Genomic DNA, 20,321 nt, shown 5'->3' with positions numbered 1-20,321 from the left:
ATAGTTATGCGTATAATATGTTTTATACGTACCGTTAGGGCATAATTTATTTTTTAACAGTTTCATTATATGAAAAATTTTCTACTATCAATCATATTATTAATCATTAATACTAGAACTTTTGCTCAAGAACAAGTATCTAATTTAATCACCCCAGTTAGTTATTTTGTCAATCATGAGCAACAACTTAAAATCCTTGATGAATATTTAAGTAAATATAGACAAGCAAGTATAGTTGGTACTAGTGGTATAGGTAAAACTCAACTGATTAGGATGTATAGTTATGAGAAAAAAAATAATTATGATCTAATTTGGTTTTTTGATTGTAACCTTGATTTTGATGAACAATTTGTTAAATTAGCCAAACAACTTAATAAGGTTAAACAAACTAATATATCTGAAGAAGTTGCTTTAGCAAAAAAAGAAGTAATGTCATATTTAACTTCTACTAATAAATGGTTATTATTGTTTGATAATTTAAAAGTTAATGAAAATAAAAAAGTACAAGATTTAGTTGAATGGGAACATAATGGTAATGTGGTGTTTTGTTCGCAAGATAATGAAAAGTTACCTAATATTATAGCAATGCCCATATTTGATAAGCCTACTATTATAGCTTTAGCTAATAACTTATTGAACAATAAGGATAATAATAGTATCGAATTTTTAACGCAATCTTTTAGTGGTTATCCAATGTTGATAGTGCAAGGAGCTCAATTACTTAACAGAGTTAAAGGTTTGGATAAAGAGGAATATAAAAAGAGAATTTATCAATCGACTGATAAAATAGCAACAAATATTAGCATGGCTATTCAACAATTAAATCCTAGTGCAGTAAAGTTACTTAATAAAATAGCTTTGCTAAATAACCAAAGCTTCTCGAAGCAGCTTCTTAGCACCATTACTGATCATAAAGATACTTTAGATGATGATATATATCAATTATCTAAATTTATGCTAATCAGTAATATTAGTTCTAGCGAAGATAACCCTATTTTTGAAATGCATGATATAGTTAGTAATAAAATAATGGAACTAAATGGTGATAATAATAAAATATATTTAGAAAATATTATTGCTAAGATACCTAAGGCGAAAGGAACTCACTCAGGATATTTGTGGAGGAGTGCTCAAACTGTACTAGAAAACCTAGAAATTATTCTTATAAATTCTGAGAAATATAATGTTAACATATATGCAATGCTTACCTTAAGAAGTGAATTATTGTCTCTATATATAAACGTTTATAATAATAATAAAGCTCAACAAATGGTTAATTGGTTTAATTGGAAAGATAAAAACAAAAAATTTAAATTGTGGCAAATGTCTGAATATCAAAAATTTTATTACGCTAGATATTTGGGAGCAATAGGAGTGTATAATAAAATAATATTAAGAAATTTTGAAACGGCGATTTCTTATTTTACTAAATCATTAAAGATTTTAGGTAAACTTGATGATGATGAATCTAGTTATTCTCTCAAATTTAATTGTATATCTCATATATCTGGATCTTATATGTTTTTAGGAGAGATAAAACTTGCTGAAGAATTTCTTAAAAAGATAGAAAAATTAGTAAAACAAAGAATAATACAAGAAGCTGATGTATCTATAATATATTCTTTAAAAAGTACATTATTTAATATGCAAGGAAAATATCATGAGGCTTTAGAATATGTAGATAAAATTATTGAGCTGTTTATAAAAAATGGATCGCATGTTAATGACCCATACTTTACTGGGGTTTACATGCCTAGAGCAAAGATATTGAATTCCCTTGGTAGATATCAAGAAGCTTATGCTCAAGCTCAACAGTTATATTATATACATAAGCCCATAAAGAATGAAGATAATGAAATATTTGCAAATATTTATACAGAAATGGCGAGAAGTATGTTAGGTTTAAATAAAGTAGATCAAGCTTATGAATATATTAAAAAAGCTATTTCCATATTTTTAGCAAGTGAAAATAGCAATTCGAAGCAAACAAATTATTCTAATAATTTCAGCTTGGCATCTAGTTATATAGTACAAGGTGATATTCTATTTACCCAAAATAAGCTAAAGCAGGCTATAGAATCTTATAAAAAAGCATTTGTTATATACCATTATTTATATAGAGATAGAAGTAAAAATATTGCTCAAGTAAGTGATTTATATAATCATGCAGCAAAAGCAGCTTGTAAAATCAAAGATTTATATAATTATAAATTCTTTGGTAAACCGCAAGTTAAAGAATTTGGCATACATCACCCTAATACAGTTGATATGTTTGAATATTGCAAACAATATAACATGGATTTGTGGAGCAAGAACAATTAAACATTAAGGTTGCTGTTGACAGATCATCTTTAGGTTAAAGAATAGATTTTTAATTTTTAGTTGTAATTTTTAAATCATTATGATATTAATATTTGTAATTATTTTACTGGATTTTCCTCGTATGTTACTTTATAAATTTAATTTGATTTTATTAAGCTGATTCTAGAAATGAACGTTATAGACAAAGAAAGAGCATTGCTTGCTGCAGTTAGCCAAATTGAAAAAAGTTACGGCAAAGGTTCTGTCATGAAACTCGGTCAACGTCCTGCTGTAGATGTTGAGGCAATACCAACAGGATCGCTAGGGCTTGACTTGGCACTCGGTATAGGTGGGTTACCCAAGGGAAGAATTATTGAAATTTTTGGACCGGAAAGTTCGGGAAAGACCACTTTAACTCTACATATGATTGCTGAAGCACAGAAGAAAGGTGGTACTTGTGCTTTTATTGATGCAGAACATGCTTTAGACCCAGCATATGCCAAAAAACTTGGCATAAATATTGACGAGCTTATTATTTCTCAACCAGATACTGGAGAGCAGGCACTTGAAATAACTGATACTCTAGTACGCTCTGGAGCTATTGATATGGTCGTTATAGATAGTGTCGCTGCTCTTGTGCCTAAAGCAGAGATTGAAGGGGAAATGGGTGACTCTCATATGGGGTTACAAGCTAGATTAATGAGCCAAGCACTTAGAAAACTCACTGCATCAATTTCAAGAACTAATTGTATAATTATTTTTATTAACCAAATTAGAATGAAAATAGGAGTCATGTTTGGTAGTCCAGAAACTACCACAGGTGGTAATGCTTTAAAATTTTATGCCTCAGTAAGGCTAGATATTAGAAGAATTTCAACAATCAAGGATAAAGAAGATATAGTAGGAAGCCAAACTAAGATTAAAGTTGTTAAAAACAAAGTCTCTCCACCGTTTAAGACGGCAGAATTTGATATAACGTATGGTAGTGGTATTTCTAGAGAAAGCGAGATAATTGATCTTGGTGTTAAATTTGAAATAATAGAAAAATCGGGGTCTTGGTTTTCATATAATGACACTCGTATAGGTCAAGGTAGAGAAAATGTTAAACATTACCTAAGAGAACACCCTGCTATCTGCTCTGAAATAGAACAACTAATTCGTCAAAAATCTTCTCATAATACTAGTGTTACTTTTGATAGCAAAACGATAACTATAGAAGAGGAAGAATAGAAATGATAGATTTAACTGCTAAAAAATCTCTAATTACAGGAGCATCTGGGACAATTGGTGGTAGCATTGCTAAGCTATTCCACTCTCTTGGTAGTCATGTGATAATTAGTGGTAGTAACCAAGAGAAACTACAAGAACTTGCAAATAACTTAAAAGATAATTATACGATAGTACCATGTAATCTAGCAAATATTGATGAATGTACTAACTTGGTGTCTAGTCTTGAGCAAATCGACATTTTAGTTTGTAATGCCGGAATCACTAAAGATATGCTGGCAATAAAAATGTCCAATGAAATGTTTGATCAAGTTATAGATATAAACTTAAAAGCTAGCTTTATTCTAAATCGTGAAGCGATAAAGAAAATGATGAAAACTCGTTATGGTAGAATAATTAACATATCATCTGTGGTTGCAGTTTCCGGCAATCCAGGACAGGCAAATTATTGTGCTTCCAAAGCTGGTTTGATCGGTATGACAAAGTCTCTAGCAATTGAGGTAGCAAGTAGGGGTATCACAATTAATGCAGTTTCTCCTGGTTTTATTAAATCAAACATGACTGATAAATTAAACGAAGCTCAAAAAGAGGCTATAATGCAAAAAATTCCTCTTAGAACTTTCGGAGAAGCCGAAGATGTTGCAAACGTAGTAGCTTTCCTAGCAAGCGACAAAGCTTCCTACATCACCGGTCAAACTATCCATGTTAATGGTGGAATGTTGATGATATAATTGAAGAAGTGAAATTATTAAATGGAGCGACGCCTATTGTAATAGGCGAGCGAAGGCGATGCTACCTACTTCTCATCAGTTGACTATAGTAACCTCAACCTCAGTTCGATATAAGAATTAATAATTCTTATGTCGATACTTGCTTTGTTATAAGGAAAAATGCACTCTTGAAGCGGCTGACGCAAGTGCATTTTAACTTTTTTCATCATTCAATATGTGATTTTAACAATCAGGTGGGCAGCCGCTTCAAACCTGATTGTTTCTATATATAACACTGAATTCGATGTAACTTGTTACATCGAATTCAGGTTATAGTAGTAAATTATTGTTCGTGCATGCACACCTCAAAGTTTTGCGATAGCTTTTCTTGAAAGCGGAAGAGTATACTCTTCTGCTTTCAAGGATATTCTCTTAGTAGGTAATTAAATTCTGCACCATATATAAAAATCATGTTAATAATATAAAAAAATATTAAAGTCACTATTATACTACCAAGTGAACCATATATTATACTTAATTGGTTATAATATATTATATAGGTAGATAATAAATATCCACTTATCACCCATAAAATTACCGTTAATAAAGCTCCAGGAACTACGTCTGTAAAATTTAATTTTGCATTAGGGATTATATAATATAGTGATGAGGAGGTAATAAATAATGAGCAGAAAATGATAACATATCGAAAAAGGGTTAAAGTGTGCTTATGTTCTTCTATCATTTGTAAAATTATTGGTAGTTTTGTTAATATTATTGGTACTATAATAAGAATAAGCATGGCAAAGGTAATGAATATACTGATTACTAAAAACTGTGCTATGCTAAGTAATCTTCGCCTTATGTAGGTGGGAGGAGATTTTATCTCATATACCCTATTTAAAATTGTTCTTAAACATTCAACAAAAGATGAAGCAGTCCAAATACTTCCCATTATTGCTAAGGTCATTAGGCTCTGAGGAGGAGTTTTCCCAAGTTCATTTATCCTGGTTTTTATTGAGTCAGTAGCCAGTTCTGGCATACTTTCAAGAAGAATAGTGATAAAATTCTTTCCAAGTTCTGATGCTCCAACAAAACTTGTTAGTGCTAACAAAAAAACTAAAAAAGGAAAGATCGTTAGGAGTACCATAAATGACATATACCCTGAATGTTCAACACCATCGTGTTCAATTGTTCTAAAGGCTGCCTGATATAGGCATTTTATAATTCTTTGCATCAAGTAACTTTCTTTTGTTTTATATAATCATTCAAGTATATATATAAAATTCAACATTATCACTTATTTATATTAAGTATATTTTTTAAACCTCAATAGAACCTAAATTATTCTAGCCAGTTTTGTATTAAAATTTTTAATTTTAATACAAAACTGAAGTTTTAACATTCTGCAATAATTCTTTAAAAATCATAGTTAATTCTATGATTTTAATTTTTTTAGTCTTATTCTATCTAGAATAGTAAAAAAAGGTTAAAAAATACGATAAAAATGAAATTATAATTTACAAGGTTGCTAAGTATCTATAAGATCAGTATAATTATATAATAGTTAAAAAATATTAAGCACTACTTGTACATAAACAAAAAATATAATCAATATTTACTGATAGTAGACAGTTTACATGTGGGTATTCCTATGTGAATTGTTGGCTTTCTAGGTTATATAATATATGACAGTAATCTTTTTATTTGTTAATAATCTATTATATTCTTAAAATTTAATAGTTCATGCATAAAGGAGTTAATTATGGTACGAAGAAATGACTACATACAAAAAGTTGATCAATTTATAGGTGGGAAAATCTATTCTTTAAGGCTTGCCAAAGGGTTGTCACGTCAACAACTTGCAGAGGTAATAGAGGTAACACATCAGCAGTTACAAAAATATGAGAAGGGTATTAATAGAATATCAATAGGTAGGTTGGTTCTTATTGCTAAAGCATTAGATAAAAATATCGATTATTTCTATCAAGGTTTAGAAGATGCTGACAATGTCGAGCCTGTGCTTACTCAACATCAGCGTATGTGTATAGAAGTATCAAGGAATTTTATGAAAATTCGTAACTCAGAACATCAGCAAGCAGTTAATGCATTGATACGTTCTTTGATTAAAGAAGATTAGGTAAAATGAAAAAATCATTGGTTCGTTATGAAACTAATAGTTGACAGAGATAAAAGAGTATAGTAATTGGATACGAGTAGTTAATAGGAATTAAGTAGCTATTTAAAAGAAAATAATTACATATTAATCAAAGATGTTTATGCCAATTATTATTTTAGTAGCACCTCAAATGGGTGAGAATATTGGTGCTACTGCTAGAGCAATGAAAAATTTTGATGTTTCAGAGTTGAGAATCGTTTCACCTAGAGATGGTTGGCCGAATGAACAGGCACGTAGTATGGCGGTATCAGCAGTAAATATCATAGATAATGCTAAGATTTATGATAGTTTGGAAGCAAGTATAGAGGATATTGATTATTTATATGCAACAAGTTCAGCAACACGTAATATCAATAAAAACTATGTTCTATCAGAGAATTTAAGTCAGGATTATCCTACAGGTCTTAAAGTCGCTATCATGTTTGGTCGTGAAAATTGTGGTTTGCGAAATAGAGAAATTACTTATGCCCATAAAATTATTAACATTAATACAGGGGGTTTTAGTTCTCTTAACATTGCACAGTCAGTAATTATTATATGTTATGAGCTATTTCGTAATAAACAGCTGAGAATAAATGTTAATAATGAACAGGACGTAGCATCAAAAGGAGAATTAGGATATTTCTTTGAACATTTGTTTACTGAATTAAACAAAAAGAATTTCTTTAAAGTGCCTGAGAAAAAATTACACATGACTCAAAATATTATGAATATTTTTACTCGTATAGATAAATTATCTAGTACAGAACTACAAACTTTAAGGGGGATAATTACAACCCTAAGTTCATAAAAATAACTAATCTAGTCAATGTTGTTAAAAACTCGTTGCTTTTATAAAAAAAATAGCTATAGTTCCACTTGTTGCCGCTTAATAGTGAAAGTGGTATAGTATATAGTTTTCCCTATAGCTTTAAGGGTTGATAGATAAATATCAAAAGGAAAAATTTGGAGTATTGAATGCCAACAAACAATCAGTTAGTACGTTTTGGAAGACAGTCGAAGATTCGTAGGACAAAATCCCCAGCTTTGGAATCTAATCCATTTTTGAAAGGTGTTTGTGTAATAGTGAAAACTGTTACTCCTAAGAAACCTAATTCTGCTCTTCGTAAAATGGCACGTGTTCGCTTAAGTAATGGGCAGTACGTGAATGCTTACATACCTGGTGAAGGGCATAATTTACAAGAACACTCTACGGTATTGGTAAGAGGCGGAAGGGTTTCTGATCTTCCAGGTGTTAAGTACCATATAGTACGTGGTGCTTATGATACTCAGGGTGTAAAAAATCGTAAGCAAGGACGCTCACGTTATGGTACATCAGCGAAGCAAGCTGTAAAAAAATAATTTGAAATAGAGAGATAAGATGTCACGTCGTCATGCCGCAGAGAAAAGGGTTATCTTGCCTGATATGAAATATAATAGTCCTCTGCTTGCTAGGTTTATTAATAATATCATGAAGGAAGGGAAAAAAGCTCTAGCCGAAAAGATAGTATATTCTGCTTTTAGTAAAATAGAAAAAAAACATAGGGTAGATCCTTATGAAACTTTCAATAATGCTATGAATAATGTAAAGCCATATCTTGAGGTTACCTCAGTGCGTGTGGGAGGTGCAAATTATCAGGTCCCTTCCCCTGTTGATGAAAGAAGAGGGTATGCACTTGCGTCACGTTGGATTATCAATGCAGCAAATAAGCGTTCTGAAAAAATGATGATTGATAAGTTGGCGGAGGAATTATTTGAAGCATCAAATAATAGAGGGGTTGCTATTAAAAAAAGAGAGGACACTCATAAAATGGCTGAAGCTAACAAAGCTTTCGCTCATTTTAGTCCCAAAAAATCGCAACCAAGGTAATTAAATCATATGGCGATTACAGAATTTTCTCTTGCTAATACTCGTAATATAGGTATTTGTGCTCATATTGACGCTGGTAAAACTACTACAACCGAGCGTATTCTCTTTTATACAGGAAAATCACATAAAATTGGTGAAGTTCATGAAGGTGGTGCCACTATGGATTGGATGGCACAAGAGCAGGAACGTGGTATCACCATTACTTCTGCTGCTACTACCTGTTACTGGAAAAATATAAGGATTAACATTATTGATACTCCAGGTCACGTAGATTTTACTATAGAAGTAGAAAGGTCTTTACGTGTTTTAGATGGAGCGGTGGCGGTATTTGATGGTGTGGCCGGTGTTGAACCTCAGTCAGAAATAGTTTGGAGACAAGCTGATAAATATAAAGTACCTAGAATGTGCTTTGTCAATAAAATGGACAGAATGGGTGCTAATTTCTACAAATGTGTAGAAATGATTAAAGATCGTCTTGGTGCAAAACCTCTAGTAATTCAGTTGCCAGTTGGTATTGAAGAGAATTTCAAAGGAGTTATTGATTTAATCAAGATGCAGGCAATAATTTGGAAGGATGAATCTCTTGGAGCTGAATATTCGTACCAAGAAATCCCTGCTGATATGTTAGAAAAGGCTGAAGAATATCGTGCTTTGCTAATTGAAATGGTTGCTGAGGCTGATGATCATTTGATGGAGAAATATTTATCAGGTGAAGAATTTACTGAGGAAGAAATTCAAGTAGTAATAAGGAAAGGAACGATTGACCGAGTCTTTTTTCCTGTGTTATGTGGTAGTGCCTTTAAAAATAAAGGTGTGCAACCTTTGCTAGATGCGGTTGTTGACTATTTACCTTCACCAATCGATATTGGAATAGTCAAGGGAATAGATATTAATTTTGGAGAAGAAAAAGATTTTAAAATATCAGCATCTGAACCTTTCTCTGCTTTAGCTTTTAAGGTAATGACCGATCCATTTGTGGGATCTCTTACATTTATCAGGATTTACTCTGGTAAGATTAGTTCAGGTGCTACTGTCATTAATACGGTAAAAGACCAAAAAGAACGAGTAGGTAGGATGCTTCTTATGCATGCTAATGAAAGAGAAGATATTAAAGAAGCTTTTGCAGGAGATATTGTTGCTCTAGCTGGTCTTAAAAATACCACTACTGGTGATACTTTGTGTGATCCGGATAAGCAGGTTATTTTGGAGAGAATGGAATTTCCTGAACCGGTTATTGAATTAGCTGTAGAGCCAAAATCAACTGCTGATCAAGAAAAAATGGGAATGGCATTGTCTAGGTTAGCTGCTGAAGATCCATCTTTTAGAGTATCAACTGATCAGGAAAGCGGTCAAACTGTTATTAAAGGTATGGGTGAACTGCATCTAGAGATTATGGTTGATCGTATGAAACGTGAGTTTAAAGTTGAGGCTAACATTGGAGCACCACAAGTAGCTTATCGAGAAACAATTACCAAGCCTTGTGAAATTGATTATACTCATAAAAAGCAATCTGGTGGAGCTGGGCAATTTGCACGGGTTAAAATAATATTTGAACCTCAAGAAGCTGGAACAGGATTTGCTTTTGAAAGCAAAATTGTTGGAGGATCTATACCCAAAGAATTTATTCCTGGTGTTGAAAAGGGTCTAAATAATATAAAAGATACAGGTGTAGTTGCCGGCTATCCAATGATTGATTTTAAAGCAACCTTGATAGATGGAGCGTTTCACGATGTAGATTCAAGTGTACTTGCATTTGAGATTGCTGCAAAAGCTGCTTTTAGAGAAGGTATGCCAAAAGGTAATCCAAAATTACTTGAACCAATTATGAAAGTTGAAGTAATTACTCCTAATGAGTATATGGGGGATATTATTGGTGATCTAAACAGTCGTAGAGGGCAAATGCAAAGTATGGATCCAAGAGGTAATGCACAAGTTATAACTGCAAATGTGCCATTGGCCGAGATGTTTGGGTATGTTAGTACTTTGAGATCTTTATCACAAGGTAGATCTCAATATAGTATGGTTTTTTCTCATTATGAGCAAGTACCATTACAGGTGGCCGAAACTATTAAAGCTAAGAAATAAAAAAATTATTAAGATAGCTTAGTGTATCATGTATAATATGATATTATATATGACATCAAAAATGAGAAGTGACTTTTAAATTGCCTTGGCTAATGGCATCATTCGAATAAGTAAGAATTTTATTGAAATTAAAACACTTGACTTTTTGATAAAAATATGATAGGAGTGTAGCTCAATTGGTAGAGCGTCGGTCTCCAAAACCGAAGGTTGCGGGTTCGATTCCTGTCGCTCCTGCCAACTATAATGAGTTCGTATAATATGTTAAAGGAAAATAGAGTCTACAAATTTTACGAGCAAGTAAAGCAAGAAGTTTATAAAATTGTTTGGCTTGGTAAGAAAGAGTTGATAACTTCAACTCTTATAGTAGTGGTGGCTGTATTTATTTTTAGTATAATTTGTTTGGTGTTAGACTACGGTATACATAGCATAATGCAAGTTTTACTTAATATTGGGAAGTAAAGAATAGGTTTAGGGAAAAATTGTGGTGCAGTGGTACGTTATTCATACATTATCAGGCTCAGAAAAGCGTGTAAAGCAAATGATTCTCGATCAAATTGCTAAACAGGGTATGTCGGAGTTTTTTGAGGATATCGTTGTTCCGGTTATTGAAGTACCTGAAGTTAAACGTGGTAAAAACGTTAAGACAGAAAAGAAATTTATGCCTGGTTATATTCTGATTAAAATGAATATGACAGATGATTCTTGGCATTTGGTAAAAAGTGTAACTAAGGTTACAGGTTTTTTAGGTGGTAAAAGTACACCACAAGCCCTTAGCGAAAAAGAAATACAAAATATTTTTAGTAAACTGGAAGCTGAAACCAAAGATGCTAGGGTTTCGAAATTATATGAAATTGGTGAGGCAGTAATTGTTACTGACGGTCCGTTTGAGACTTTTACAGGGGTTATAGAAGAAATTGATTATGACAAAAATAGATTGCGTGTGTCTATATCTATTTTTGGTAAAGCAACTCCTATAGAACTAAATTTTACGCAGGTTAAGAAAAATAATTAGGGTTTGTTTAGGGTAGGGTGTGTACTCAAATGATCCTATGAATTGGATTTGAAAATGAATGGTGAGCAGGCGTAGCGTACATCTAGTATAGTTACGCATGCGAATCCATGATATTTTCAAAAAACAATTCGTAGGAGCAGAAGAGTATGCAGTTTATTGTCTCTAGCATCCTAGCTAAAGGTGCATGAGTGTCAACTTAAGCAAATTCTATGTCATCCCAGCGTAAGCTGGTATCTAAAAAGAGCCTTCTAGGTTGTTTAGACTTTTTTAGACCTCTGCCTATGCGGGGTGACATTAGCACTAATAGGGATGATACTAAGCCTAGTATTAATTTGTGATCGAACTGAGGTTAAGCTGAATTCGATATAATATTACCGTGTGATGTAATCCTAACGTAAGTTGGGGTCTAATAGTCTTTTAGGCTGCTTTTTTAGATTCTTGCCTACGTGGGAATGCTTTACTAGCGTGGATCAAAAACGGTAACGTTAGTATGGTACTTACAAGGTCAAAAACGATATCATTCCTAGCTAAAAGTGGGAATCCAAAAAATAGCCTGCAAAGGCTATTAGATATTATGGATTCCTTACCGAAGCGGGAATGACATACTAGTGATTCATGCGGGCAATGCTTTTAGCTAGGAACGAGAGTGTATTGACAAGGCTCACGTGAATAAAGCTATTAATTAAATAAGTAAGGATAAGATTATAATGGCAAAAAAAATAACCTCTTATATTAAGTTAACTGTGCCAGCAGGTAAGGCTAATCCATCCCCACCTATTGGTCCTGCACTTGGTCAGAAGAAACTTAATATTATGGAGTTTTGTAAGGCGTTTAACGCTGCGACGATAGCTATTGAACCAGGGACTCCTATCCCAGTCGTGATTACTGCTTATGAAGATAATAGTTTTACTTTTGTAACTAAGACTTCTCCAGCATCGTATTACTTAAAACAATTTGCTAAAATTCCTAAAGGTTCCAGTGCTACTAAAAAAGAAGCATTTGTTGGTAAGGTTACAATGTCAGATTGCATTGAAATTGCAAAAATTAAAATGGTAGATCTTAATACTGATAATTTAATAGCTGCCGCTAAAATTATTCGTGGTACTGCTGAATCTATGGGTCTTGAAGTGGTAGGAGATTAATGTATGTTAGTTGATAAAAAATTAGTTGGTGGCAAAAAGATTAGAGAAGCAAGAAAAAAAGTAGCTCTAGTTGGCAACCGCACTTTAGCAGAAGGAATAGAGCTACTCAAGTCTGTGTCTTATACTAAATTTGACTCTACTTTGGAAATGGTGATGAAATTAGGGGTAGATCCTAAGCACTCGGATCAAATGGTGCGTGGTGTTGTGGCACTACCCGCTGGTACCGGTAAAGTTAGTAGAGTTGCAGTGATTTGTAAGGATGAGCAGATAGAAGAAGCTAAAGCGGCTGGAGCAGATATTGCTGGTTCTACAGAAATTATTGATGATATTAAAGCAGGAAAAATTAATTTTGACGTTTGTATTGCAACACCAAATATGATGCCAGCAATAGGTGCAGTGGCAAGAATTTTGGGGCCAAAGGGCTTAATGCCAAATCCAAAACTTGGGACTGTAACTACCGATATCGTAACGGCAATTAAAAATGCCAAAAGTGGTCAAGTAGAGTATAGGGTTGAAAAGGCAGGTATTATTCATGCTGGAATTGGTAAATTATCATTTTCCAAACAAGATTTGCTAGATAATGCATCAACTTTAATATCTGCTGTAGTTAAAGCAAAGCCTTCTGGTGCTAAAGGAAATTATTTAAAAGCAATATATCTATCTTCTACTATGAGTCCATCAGTAAAAATAGATTTAGCAAGTATATCGTAAAATACGACAAGGAGAGTTAAGGTGTTAAGATCAGAGAAACATGAATTTGTCGTAGAACTTGAAGAGGTGTATAAACGGTCAAATTCCGTGATAATTACTCATTATCATGGGCTTACTGTTAGTCAAGTAACTCTACTACGTAGGTCTCTTAAAGCAAAAAATGCGGGGTTCAAAGTAGTTAAAAATACTTTGTCAAAAATAGCAGCAAATAAGGCTGGTATTGGTGATATTGTACATTTGCTTGTTGGTCCGACAGCCTTTGCATATTCTGAAGACCCTGTTGAAGCTGCGAAAGTTGTTGTAGAATTTGCTAAAACTAATGAATGTTTGAAAATAGTTGGTGGTTTAGTAAATAATCAAGTATTAGATGCGAATTCTGTACAACAACTTGTAAAATTGCCTTCATTAAATGAGCTTAGAGGCAAAATTATTGGTATGGTACAAGCTCCTGCAACTAAAATTGCTGGTGTGGTGCAAGCTCCTGCAGCCAAGCTTGCTAGAGTTTTTCAAGCTTATGCAAATAAAGAATAATTTAATAAAAAAGTTTTAAAAGGAAGAAAATTATGACAGACCTAGTAAAAATCGTAGATCAATTGTCAACACTTACAGTAATTCAAGCAGCAGAGCTTGCAAAAATGCTAGAAGAAAAATGGGGTGTAACAGCTGCAGCTCCTGTAGCACAGGTGGCGGGTCCTGTAGTATCAGAAGCAGTAGCTGAAAAGACAGCGTTTGAAGTTGTTTTAGTCAGTAGTGGTGATAAAAAAATAGAAGTAATTAAGGTAACTAGAGAACTTACTGGTCTTGGCTTAAAAGAGGCTAAAGAGTTAGTAGATGCTGCCCCAAAAACTATTAAATCCGGTGTAAATAAAGAAGATGCTGAAAGTTTTAAAGCAAAATTAGAAGCAGCTGGAGCAAAAATTGAATTAAAGTAATTGAGTATACCATCGGGCGGGAAAACCTAGAGTTTATTTTAGGGGTGTATTAAAAACTTGTTTGTGTAAGTTCATATTAATTAGGCTCTGTGAAGGTTGTTAGGATAACTTTCTAAGTTAATTATAGAGTATAGTGATTAAAGAATAGGGACAAAGGGCTAAAAGATTAAGCGTACATTTGTAAGTATGAGAATCCCCATTTATGGGTATTAACTTAAGCACAGGGTTGTTATTGTTAAGCAGTATTTTAACAAAAAAGATGTCATTCCCGTGTAGGCAGGAATGACATTAACCGTCACAGGGATGATATACTCGAATGATTTGGAGAATTGAATTTGAAAATGAGGGGCGAGTCAATGGAGCGTACATAAGGTACGTGAGTACACGAGTCCCTGATATTTAAAAAAACAATTTTTTAAAGCAGAAGAGTATACTTAGGCTGCTTAAGTTATACCCATGTAGTAGTTTTGTGATAGCCTTTCTTTATAAAGCAAAACAATAATAAATATATGTATACTCGAATGTGACTCCGAATTATTTTTTGAAAATATCAGGGACTCGTGTACTCACGTACCTTATGTACGCTCCATTGACTCGCCCCTCATTTTCAAATTCAATTTGGAGTCACATTCGAGTATACTGCTTGTAAATGAAGAGTTGGTAGACGATAGTATAACTTCAAGAAGAGCTAGGCAGTAGCAAAGTCGAGCTGCTAGGCGTACATGAGTAACTAGGCAGCTTCGATCTTTGGTCGCAGGAACGCCAATTCTTGAAGTTCTACCTAAGTATATACCGCAAGATTTAGAATATACATAGATTGGTAGAAACATTTTGGGACTAAATCTAGGTTTGTATTGTTAATAATGGAAATGAACTTGTTGTGTGATATTCTATTTGGTTTACGAGTTATGTTGCTAAATATGTTATCATACCCGTATAAACTATTACATTTTGTACAAAAACTTATAAAACTTTTAAGACAAAGTTCTTTTGCTTTAATAGGTCTTTGTATTTATTTATCCAAAATTCTGAATCAGATGAAGATAAGAAACAGATTTGTACATTTTAGTATATTTTTCTACTTTAAAGAATTGGTGTGGCAAAATTTCGGGTATTTGTGTATTTACGTACTAGATGTACGCCTAGTTCGCTTAGCCCTTGTTTATTATCCCCATTCTTCAAATCATTTAAGTACACTCCTATTATATTTGAATAATTTAACGAATTGGTTTCGCAAAATTACAGAGTATTCGCATGTTTTTATTCCTAATGTACATATGCTACGTTCCCCTCTTGTTTTATGCTCTAATTCTTTAAATTATTCAAGTAATATTTTTAAATCGAGCTTTTTTAGATTTTTATCTTTATTTGGAGTTTATATAGAATACTAAAAAAGAAATTTAAGGTATACTCTTCTGCTTTGAAGAATTGTTTTCGCAAATACTTGCAGGGATTTCGCGTACGAACAACGGTTTACTACGTTGCGTTTGCTTACCCTTTGTTTGTTGTCCCCATTCTTCAGATCATTCGAGTATAACAATTTAGTTTATGTTAAGGTAAAGAAATTGGTAATTAAAGTTTAATTTTGAATTAAATAATCTGAATTTGATGTAACAAGTTAGTAGCAAATTTAATGTTATCTTTATTAGGGTTGATGTTATCCGAGGTATGATACACGGATAAGCAAACTCTATATTAGACTTACTGCATAAGTCAATCTAGTTGGTGATTTTGTCGTCGAAACTCGCCTCCGCTCCTCACGTACGTCTGTGTACGCGAAGGTAGCCGGCTTCGTTTCTCCTAAAAATCCCTCAACTATCTTTGATTTATGCAGCAAGTCTATTATCTCAGCGTAGGTAGTGGAATCTAAAAAAGTAGCCTTCTAGGCTTTTTCTAGACCTTGCTACTTTCGTAGGGGGACATTGAGACTATTGTAATATGTGAGATTCCAAGTTTGAAGTAGATTTTTACTTGGTTTCAAAATAAAAAATTATTAAAAGCATTAATCGGGAGATTATATGACAACGCAATCCTTATCAATTGGCAAACGCGTAAGAAAAAATTTTGGTCACATAAATTTGGTAGCGTCTATACCAAATTTGATAGAGGTTCAGAAAAATTCTTATGAAAAAGGTTTTTTACAATTAGGAGTTAAAGATTCTGAGCGAGAAAACAGAGGATTACAATCAGTATTAAGTTCAATTTTTCCGATTCACGACCCCTCTAATATTGCATATTTAGAATTTGCTAAATATGAATTTGATAATCCTAAATATGATGTCGAAGAGTGTACTCAAAGAGGTCTTAGTTATGCTGCTCCTCTTAAAGTCACATTGCGATTAAGTATTTGGGATATTGATGAAGATACTGGAGCAAGAGAAATCAAAGGTATTAAAGAACAAGAAGTTTATATGGGGGATATTCCCCTAATGACAAAGAATGGTACTTTTATTATTAATGGTACAGAAAGAGTGGTGGTATCGCAGATGCATAGGTCACCTGGCGTATTTTTCTATCATGATGATGGGAAAATTCATTCTTCAGGGAAGTTTCTATATTCTGCTAGAGTTATACCTTATAGAGGATCATGGCTAGATTTTGAATTTGATGCTAAAGATATTGTTTACTTTAGAATAGATAGGAAAAGAAAGCTTTATGCTACTACTCTTCTTAGAGCCATTGGAATGTCTACCAATGAAATTATAAAATTCTATTATGATACGGTAACATGTTTTACCAAAAATGCAAGCTGGGCAACAAAGTTTATACCTGAGTCTATAACTGCTCATAGGCTAGTTAATGACTTAGTGGATGCGGATACCGGCAATGTCATACTTGCATCTGGTCAGAAGATTACTCCTCGTTTGGCTAAAAAATTTGCTAAAGATGGAGTGAAAAATATTTTGGTAGAACGTGAATATTTAGTAGGCAAATATTTAGCACAAGATCTTGTTAATCCGGATAATGGTGAGGTACTAGCCGAAATTGGTGAAATGATCACAATGGATATGCTGGACTCTATTATGACTCTTGAAATTCCGTCTGTCGATGTACTTGCTATAAATCCACAATCAAGTCCTTACATAAGGAATACCTTATTTGCTGATAAAAATCAAAATTATGAATCAGCATTGATAGACATATTTAGGGTATTAAGACCAGGAGAACCAGCTAATATTGAAGCTGCTAAAACATTATTTAACAACTTGTTCTTTGACCATGAAAGATATGATCTTTCAGAAGTTGGTCGTATTAAAATGAATGCAAGATTGGAACTTAATATACCAGAATCTACAGCTATTTTAACTATTGAAGATATTAAAAATATTCTTAAAGTTTTAGTAGAGCTAAAAGATGGTAAAGGTTCTATAGATGATATTGATCACCTTGGTAACAGAAGAGTTAGGTCAGTTGGTGAACTAATTGAGAATCAGTTCAGAATTGGTCTTGTTCGTATAGAGAAATCAGTACTTGAAAGAATGTCGGTGGTTGATCTTGATGCCGTTATGCCTCATGATTTAGTAAATTCAAAAGTTTTGGTTTCTGTAGTAAAAGAATTTTTTAGTACTTCACAACTTTCTCAATTTATGGATCAAACTAATCCATTATCAGAAATAACTCATAAAAGAAGATTATCAGCTTTAGGACCTGGTGGACTTAGCAGGGAAAGAGCAGGGTTTGAAGTGAGGGACGTCCACCCTACTCATTATGGGAGGATTTGTCCAATTGAAACACCAGAAGGACAGAACATAGGTTTGATTAATTCCATGGCTACTTATGCTAGAGTTAATAAGCATGGCTTCATTGAGACACCTTATCGAAAAGTCGTGGATGGTCATGTAACTGACGAAGTTGTTTACTTGTCAGCTATTGAAGAAGGAAAATATAAAGTTGCTCAAGCTAATGCAGTTGTTGATCAAAAAGGTTTGTTACAAGAAGAATTAATTAACTGTCGAACTGAAGGTGGTAATTTTGTTATGGTTACCCCTCTAGAAGTAGATTACATTGACGTTACCCCGATGCAGGTTGTTTCCGTTGCTGCATCACTTATTCCATTTTTAGAAAATGACGATGCTAATAGAGCCTTGATGGGGTCAAACATGCAACGTCAGGCTGTCCCGCTTATTAGAAGTGATGCCCCTTTAGTTGGTACTGGTATTGAAGGAATTGTTGCACAAGATTCTGGGGTTTCAGTTGTAGCCTTGCATGATGGAATAGTAGAGCAAGTTGATTCAACTAGAATAGTGGTAAGGACTAAGGAGCAGAAAACAGATGGATCACCTAGTGTGGACATTTATAATTTATTAAAATTTCAAAGATCTAACCATAATACTTGTATTAATCAAAAGCCGTTGATTAACGTTGGTGATTATGTAAAAAAAGGTGAAGTAATTGCTGATGGGCCAAGTACAGATAATGGTGAAATAGCTCTTGGTAGAAATGTGCTAGTAGCTTTTTTACCATGGAATGGGTATAATTTTGAAGATTCGATTTTAATATCAGAACGTATTGTAAAAGATGATATTTATACCTCAATTCATATTGAAGAATTTGAAATAATTGCTAGAGATACAAGACTTGGTCCCGAAGAAATTACTCGCGATATTCCAAATGTTAGTGATGAAAGTTTACGCCATCTTGACGAAGTTGGTATAGTATATGTTGGTGCAGAAATAAAACCAGGCGATATCTTGGTGGGTAAGGTTACCCCTAAAAGTGAGTCACCTATGACTCCAGAAGAGAAATTACTCAGAGCTATTTTTGGAGAAAAAGCTTCAGATGTTCGGGATTCATCTTTACGTGTTCCTACTGGGATCACTGGTACAGTGGTAGAAGTACGAGTGTTTTCTCGTAGGGGAATAGAAAAGGATGAGCGTGCTATAGCTATTGAAAAGCAACAAATTGAAAAATTATCAAAAGATAGGGATGATGAACTTCGAATCATAGAGCATTTTGTTTTTATGCGTTTAGAGAAGATTTTAACAGGACAAATAATTGTTAGCGGTCCTAAATCCGTAAAATCCGGTCAATTGATTAGTGATCAAACCCTTAAGTCATTATCAAAAGGACAATTTTGGCAACTGATTGTTGAAGATGCTAATGTAATGAATGAAATTGAACAAATTAAACGTCATTATGATGAAAAGCAAGACAAGCTTAATAAGTGTTTTACTAGCAAAGTAGAGAAATTACAAAGTGGTGATGACTTACCACAAGGGGCTCTTAAAGTTGTAAAAGTATTCATTGCTACTAAACATAAGTTACAACCTGGAGATAAAATGGCCGGAAGACACGGGAATAAGGGTGTTATCTCTCGTATTATGCCAGAAGAAGATATGCCATTTTTAGAAGATGGTACAGTAGTTGATATCGTTCTTAACCCACTTGGCTTACCTTCACGTATGAATATCGGGCAGATTTTAGAGACTCATCTTGGTTGGGCGGCAGTAAATCTTGGGAAAAAAATATCTTCTATGTTGGATCAAGTTCATAACAAAAAAATTGATGTAGAAGAGCTTAAATCTTTTATTTCCGAGGTATATGGACATAACTCAACGACAAAAAATATAAAGAAAATGTCCGATCAAGAGATTATTGAGTTTTGTAATAATATCGATAAGGGGGTATATTTCTCAACCCCAGTTTTTGACGGTGCAAAGGTTGAGAATGTAAAAGAAATGCTAGTCCTTGCAGATCAAGACCCATCAGGTCAAATTAGGTTGATTGATGGTAGAACAGGAGAGTATTTTGATCGTGCCGTTACAGTTGGCTATAAATATTTCCTAAAATTACATCATTTGGCCGATGATAAAATCCATGCTCGTTCTATCGGTCCTTATAGTTTGGTAACTCAGCAACCATTAGGTGGTAAGTCGCATTTTGGAGGTCAAAGATTCGGTGAGATGGAGTGTTGGGCACTGCAGGCTTATGGAGCTGCTTATACGTTACAAGAAATGTTAACTGTAAAATCGGACGATGTGGTTGGTAGAATTAAAATTTATGAATCTATTGTCCGAGGTGATAACAATTTTGAATCGGGTATTCCTGAGTCGTTTAACGTGATGATCAAAGAATTCAGGTCCTTGTGCTTAAATGTAAAGCTTGAGGATACTAGCACAGATTAAAGATATTTTTTGCAATTGCTACAGAAGGTCCAAGAGGCTTTTTACTAA

At 33.5% G+C, this 20,321-nt stretch carries 17 protein-coding genes and 1 tRNA gene; 16 read left to right on the top strand and 2 right to left on the bottom strand.

All coding sequences use genetic code 11. The features are described from left to right. Positions 1-69 precede the first annotated feature (69 nt). The 3 genes from AAGD36_RS03605 to fabG all read left to right on the top strand — a co-directional run bounded on the left by AAGD36_RS03605 (position 70) and on the right by fabG (position 4,259). Positions 70-2,322, top strand: a complete 2,253-nt coding sequence (locus AAGD36_RS03605; RefSeq protein WP_341754971.1) for a tetratricopeptide repeat protein — start codon at positions 70-72, stop codon at positions 2,320-2,322. A gap of 168 nt (positions 2,323-2,490) precedes the next feature. Further along, complete coding sequence (gene recA / locus AAGD36_RS03600) at positions 2,491-3,531, top strand: recombinase RecA (protein WP_341754970.1); 1,041 nt, start codon at positions 2,491-2,493, stop codon at positions 3,529-3,531. Positions 3,532-3,533: 2 nt separating this feature from the next. Next, the gene (gene fabG / locus AAGD36_RS03595) at positions 3,534-4,259 is read left to right on the top strand and encodes a 3-oxoacyl-ACP reductase FabG (RefSeq protein WP_341747245.1); all 726 of its coding nucleotides are present in this window, start codon (positions 3,534-3,536) and stop codon (positions 4,257-4,259) included. 397 nt (positions 4,260-4,656) lie between these two features. Here fabG and AAGD36_RS03590 read toward each other — a convergent pair whose 3' ends face one another. Next, complete coding sequence (locus AAGD36_RS03590; protein WP_341747244.1) at positions 4,657-5,475, bottom strand: YihY/virulence factor BrkB family protein; 819 nt, start codon at positions 5,473-5,475, stop codon at positions 4,657-4,659. A 528-nt stretch (positions 5,476-6,003) separates the two neighbouring features. On the opposite strand from AAGD36_RS03590, the gene AAGD36_RS03585 reads away from it, so the two are divergent. The 12 genes from AAGD36_RS03585 (at position 6,004) to rplL (ending at position 14,148) form a co-directional block, all read left to right on the top strand. Next, on the top strand, positions 6,004-6,378 hold the full coding sequence (locus AAGD36_RS03585; protein ID WP_341747243.1) for a helix-turn-helix domain-containing protein: 375 nt from the start codon (positions 6,004-6,006) through the stop codon (positions 6,376-6,378). 139 nt (positions 6,379-6,517) lie between these two features. After that, entirely contained in the window at positions 6,518-7,207 is a 690-nt protein-coding gene (locus AAGD36_RS03580; protein ID WP_341751669.1) for an RNA methyltransferase, read from the top strand. A 167-nt stretch (positions 7,208-7,374) separates the two neighbouring features. After that, the gene (rpsL, locus tag AAGD36_RS03575) at positions 7,375-7,758 is read left to right on the top strand and encodes a 30S ribosomal protein S12 (protein ID WP_341754969.1); all 384 of its coding nucleotides are present in this window, start codon (positions 7,375-7,377) and stop codon (positions 7,756-7,758) included. Between the two features lie 19 nt (positions 7,759-7,777). After that, on the top strand, positions 7,778-8,266 hold the full coding sequence (gene rpsG / locus AAGD36_RS03570) for a 30S ribosomal protein S7 (protein WP_341747240.1): 489 nt from the start codon (positions 7,778-7,780) through the stop codon (positions 8,264-8,266). 9 nt (positions 8,267-8,275) lie between these two features. Beyond that, the gene (gene fusA / locus AAGD36_RS03565) at positions 8,276-10,351 is read left to right on the top strand and encodes an elongation factor G (RefSeq protein ID WP_375331905.1); all 2,076 of its coding nucleotides are present in this window, start codon (positions 8,276-8,278) and stop codon (positions 10,349-10,351) included. A 161-nt stretch (positions 10,352-10,512) separates the two neighbouring features. Next, positions 10,513-10,588: transfer RNA gene (locus tag AAGD36_RS03560), tRNA-Trp, on the top strand. 21 nt (positions 10,589-10,609) lie between these two features. Next, positions 10,610-10,810 (top strand): preprotein translocase subunit SecE, encoded by a 201-nt coding sequence (gene secE / locus AAGD36_RS03555; RefSeq protein WP_341748453.1) that lies wholly within the window; start codon positions 10,610-10,612, stop codon positions 10,808-10,810. Positions 10,811-10,829: 19 nt separating this feature from the next. Then, on the top strand, positions 10,830-11,363 hold the full coding sequence (gene nusG / locus AAGD36_RS03550; RefSeq protein ID WP_341748452.1) for a transcription termination/antitermination protein NusG: 534 nt from the start codon (positions 10,830-10,832) through the stop codon (positions 11,361-11,363). 707 nt (positions 11,364-12,070) lie between these two features. Then, positions 12,071-12,505, top strand: a complete 435-nt coding sequence (gene rplK / locus AAGD36_RS03545) for a 50S ribosomal protein L11 (protein ID WP_341751671.1) — start codon at positions 12,071-12,073, stop codon at positions 12,503-12,505. Between the two features lie 3 nt (positions 12,506-12,508). Further along, positions 12,509-13,216, top strand: coding sequence for a 50S ribosomal protein L1 (gene rplA, locus AAGD36_RS03540; protein WP_341751672.1), 708 nt, complete (start codon positions 12,509-12,511; stop codon positions 13,214-13,216). A 21-nt stretch (positions 13,217-13,237) separates the two neighbouring features. Further along, positions 13,238-13,747: a 50S ribosomal protein L10 gene (rplJ, locus tag AAGD36_RS03535; RefSeq protein WP_341754968.1), complete on the top strand. Its 510-nt coding sequence runs from the start codon at positions 13,238-13,240 to the stop codon at positions 13,745-13,747. A 32-nt stretch (positions 13,748-13,779) separates the two neighbouring features. Next, a complete protein-coding gene (gene rplL, locus AAGD36_RS03530) occupies positions 13,780-14,148 on the top strand; it encodes a 50S ribosomal protein L7/L12 (protein WP_341754967.1) in 369 nt (122 codons plus the stop codon). 1,690 nt (positions 14,149-15,838) lie between these two features. Here rplL and AAGD36_RS03525 read toward each other — a convergent pair. Next, complete coding sequence (locus tag AAGD36_RS03525; protein ID WP_341754966.1) at positions 15,839-15,985, bottom strand: hypothetical protein; 147 nt, start codon at positions 15,983-15,985, stop codon at positions 15,839-15,841. 181 nt (positions 15,986-16,166) lie between these two features. Here AAGD36_RS03525 and rpoB point away from each other — a divergent pair, with 181 nt between their 5' ends. Next, positions 16,167-20,273 carry a DNA-directed RNA polymerase subunit beta gene (gene rpoB / locus AAGD36_RS03520; protein ID WP_341754965.1) on the top strand — a complete coding sequence of 1,369 codons (4,107 nt, stop codon included), beginning with the start codon at positions 16,167-16,169 and terminating at the stop codon, positions 20,271-20,273. Positions 20,274-20,321 lie beyond the last annotated feature (48 nt).

Origin of the sequence: Candidatus Tisiphia endosymbiont of Ptychoptera albimana (assembly GCF_964026605.1) — a bacterium.
Lineage (GTDB): Bacteria > Pseudomonadota > Alphaproteobacteria > Rickettsiales > Rickettsiaceae > Tisiphia.
This window is presented reverse-complemented; position numbering and strand designations above follow the sequence as displayed.

Coding starts and splice junctions, on each gene's coding strand:
- AAGD36_RS03605 (WP_341754971.1), top strand. CDS start 70: ATGAAAAATTTTCTACTATCAATCATATTATTAATCATTAATACTAGA.
- recA (WP_341754970.1), top strand. CDS start 2,491: ATGAACGTTATAGACAAAGAAAGAGCATTGCTTGCTGCAGTTAGCCAA.
- fabG (WP_341747245.1), top strand. CDS start 3,534: ATGATAGATTTAACTGCTAAAAAATCTCTAATTACAGGAGCATCTGGG.
- AAGD36_RS03590 (WP_341747244.1), bottom strand. CDS start 5,475: ATGCAAAGAATTATAAAATGCCTATATCAGGCAGCCTTTAGAACAATT.
- AAGD36_RS03585 (WP_341747243.1), top strand. CDS start 6,004: ATGGTACGAAGAAATGACTACATACAAAAAGTTGATCAATTTATAGGT.
- AAGD36_RS03580 (WP_341751669.1), top strand. CDS start 6,518: ATGCCAATTATTATTTTAGTAGCACCTCAAATGGGTGAGAATATTGGT.
- rpsL (WP_341754969.1), top strand. CDS start 7,375: ATGCCAACAAACAATCAGTTAGTACGTTTTGGAAGACAGTCGAAGATT.
- rpsG (WP_341747240.1), top strand. CDS start 7,778: ATGTCACGTCGTCATGCCGCAGAGAAAAGGGTTATCTTGCCTGATATG.
- fusA (WP_375331905.1), top strand. CDS start 8,276: ATGGCGATTACAGAATTTTCTCTTGCTAATACTCGTAATATAGGTATT.
- secE (WP_341748453.1), top strand. CDS start 10,610: ATGTTAAAGGAAAATAGAGTCTACAAATTTTACGAGCAAGTAAAGCAA.
- rplK (WP_341751671.1), top strand. CDS start 12,071: ATGGCAAAAAAAATAACCTCTTATATTAAGTTAACTGTGCCAGCAGGT.
- rplA (WP_341751672.1), top strand. CDS start 12,509: ATGTTAGTTGATAAAAAATTAGTTGGTGGCAAAAAGATTAGAGAAGCA.
- rplL (WP_341754967.1), top strand. CDS start 13,780: ATGACAGACCTAGTAAAAATCGTAGATCAATTGTCAACACTTACAGTA.
- rpoB (WP_341754965.1), top strand. CDS start 16,167: ATGACAACGCAATCCTTATCAATTGGCAAACGCGTAAGAAAAAATTTT.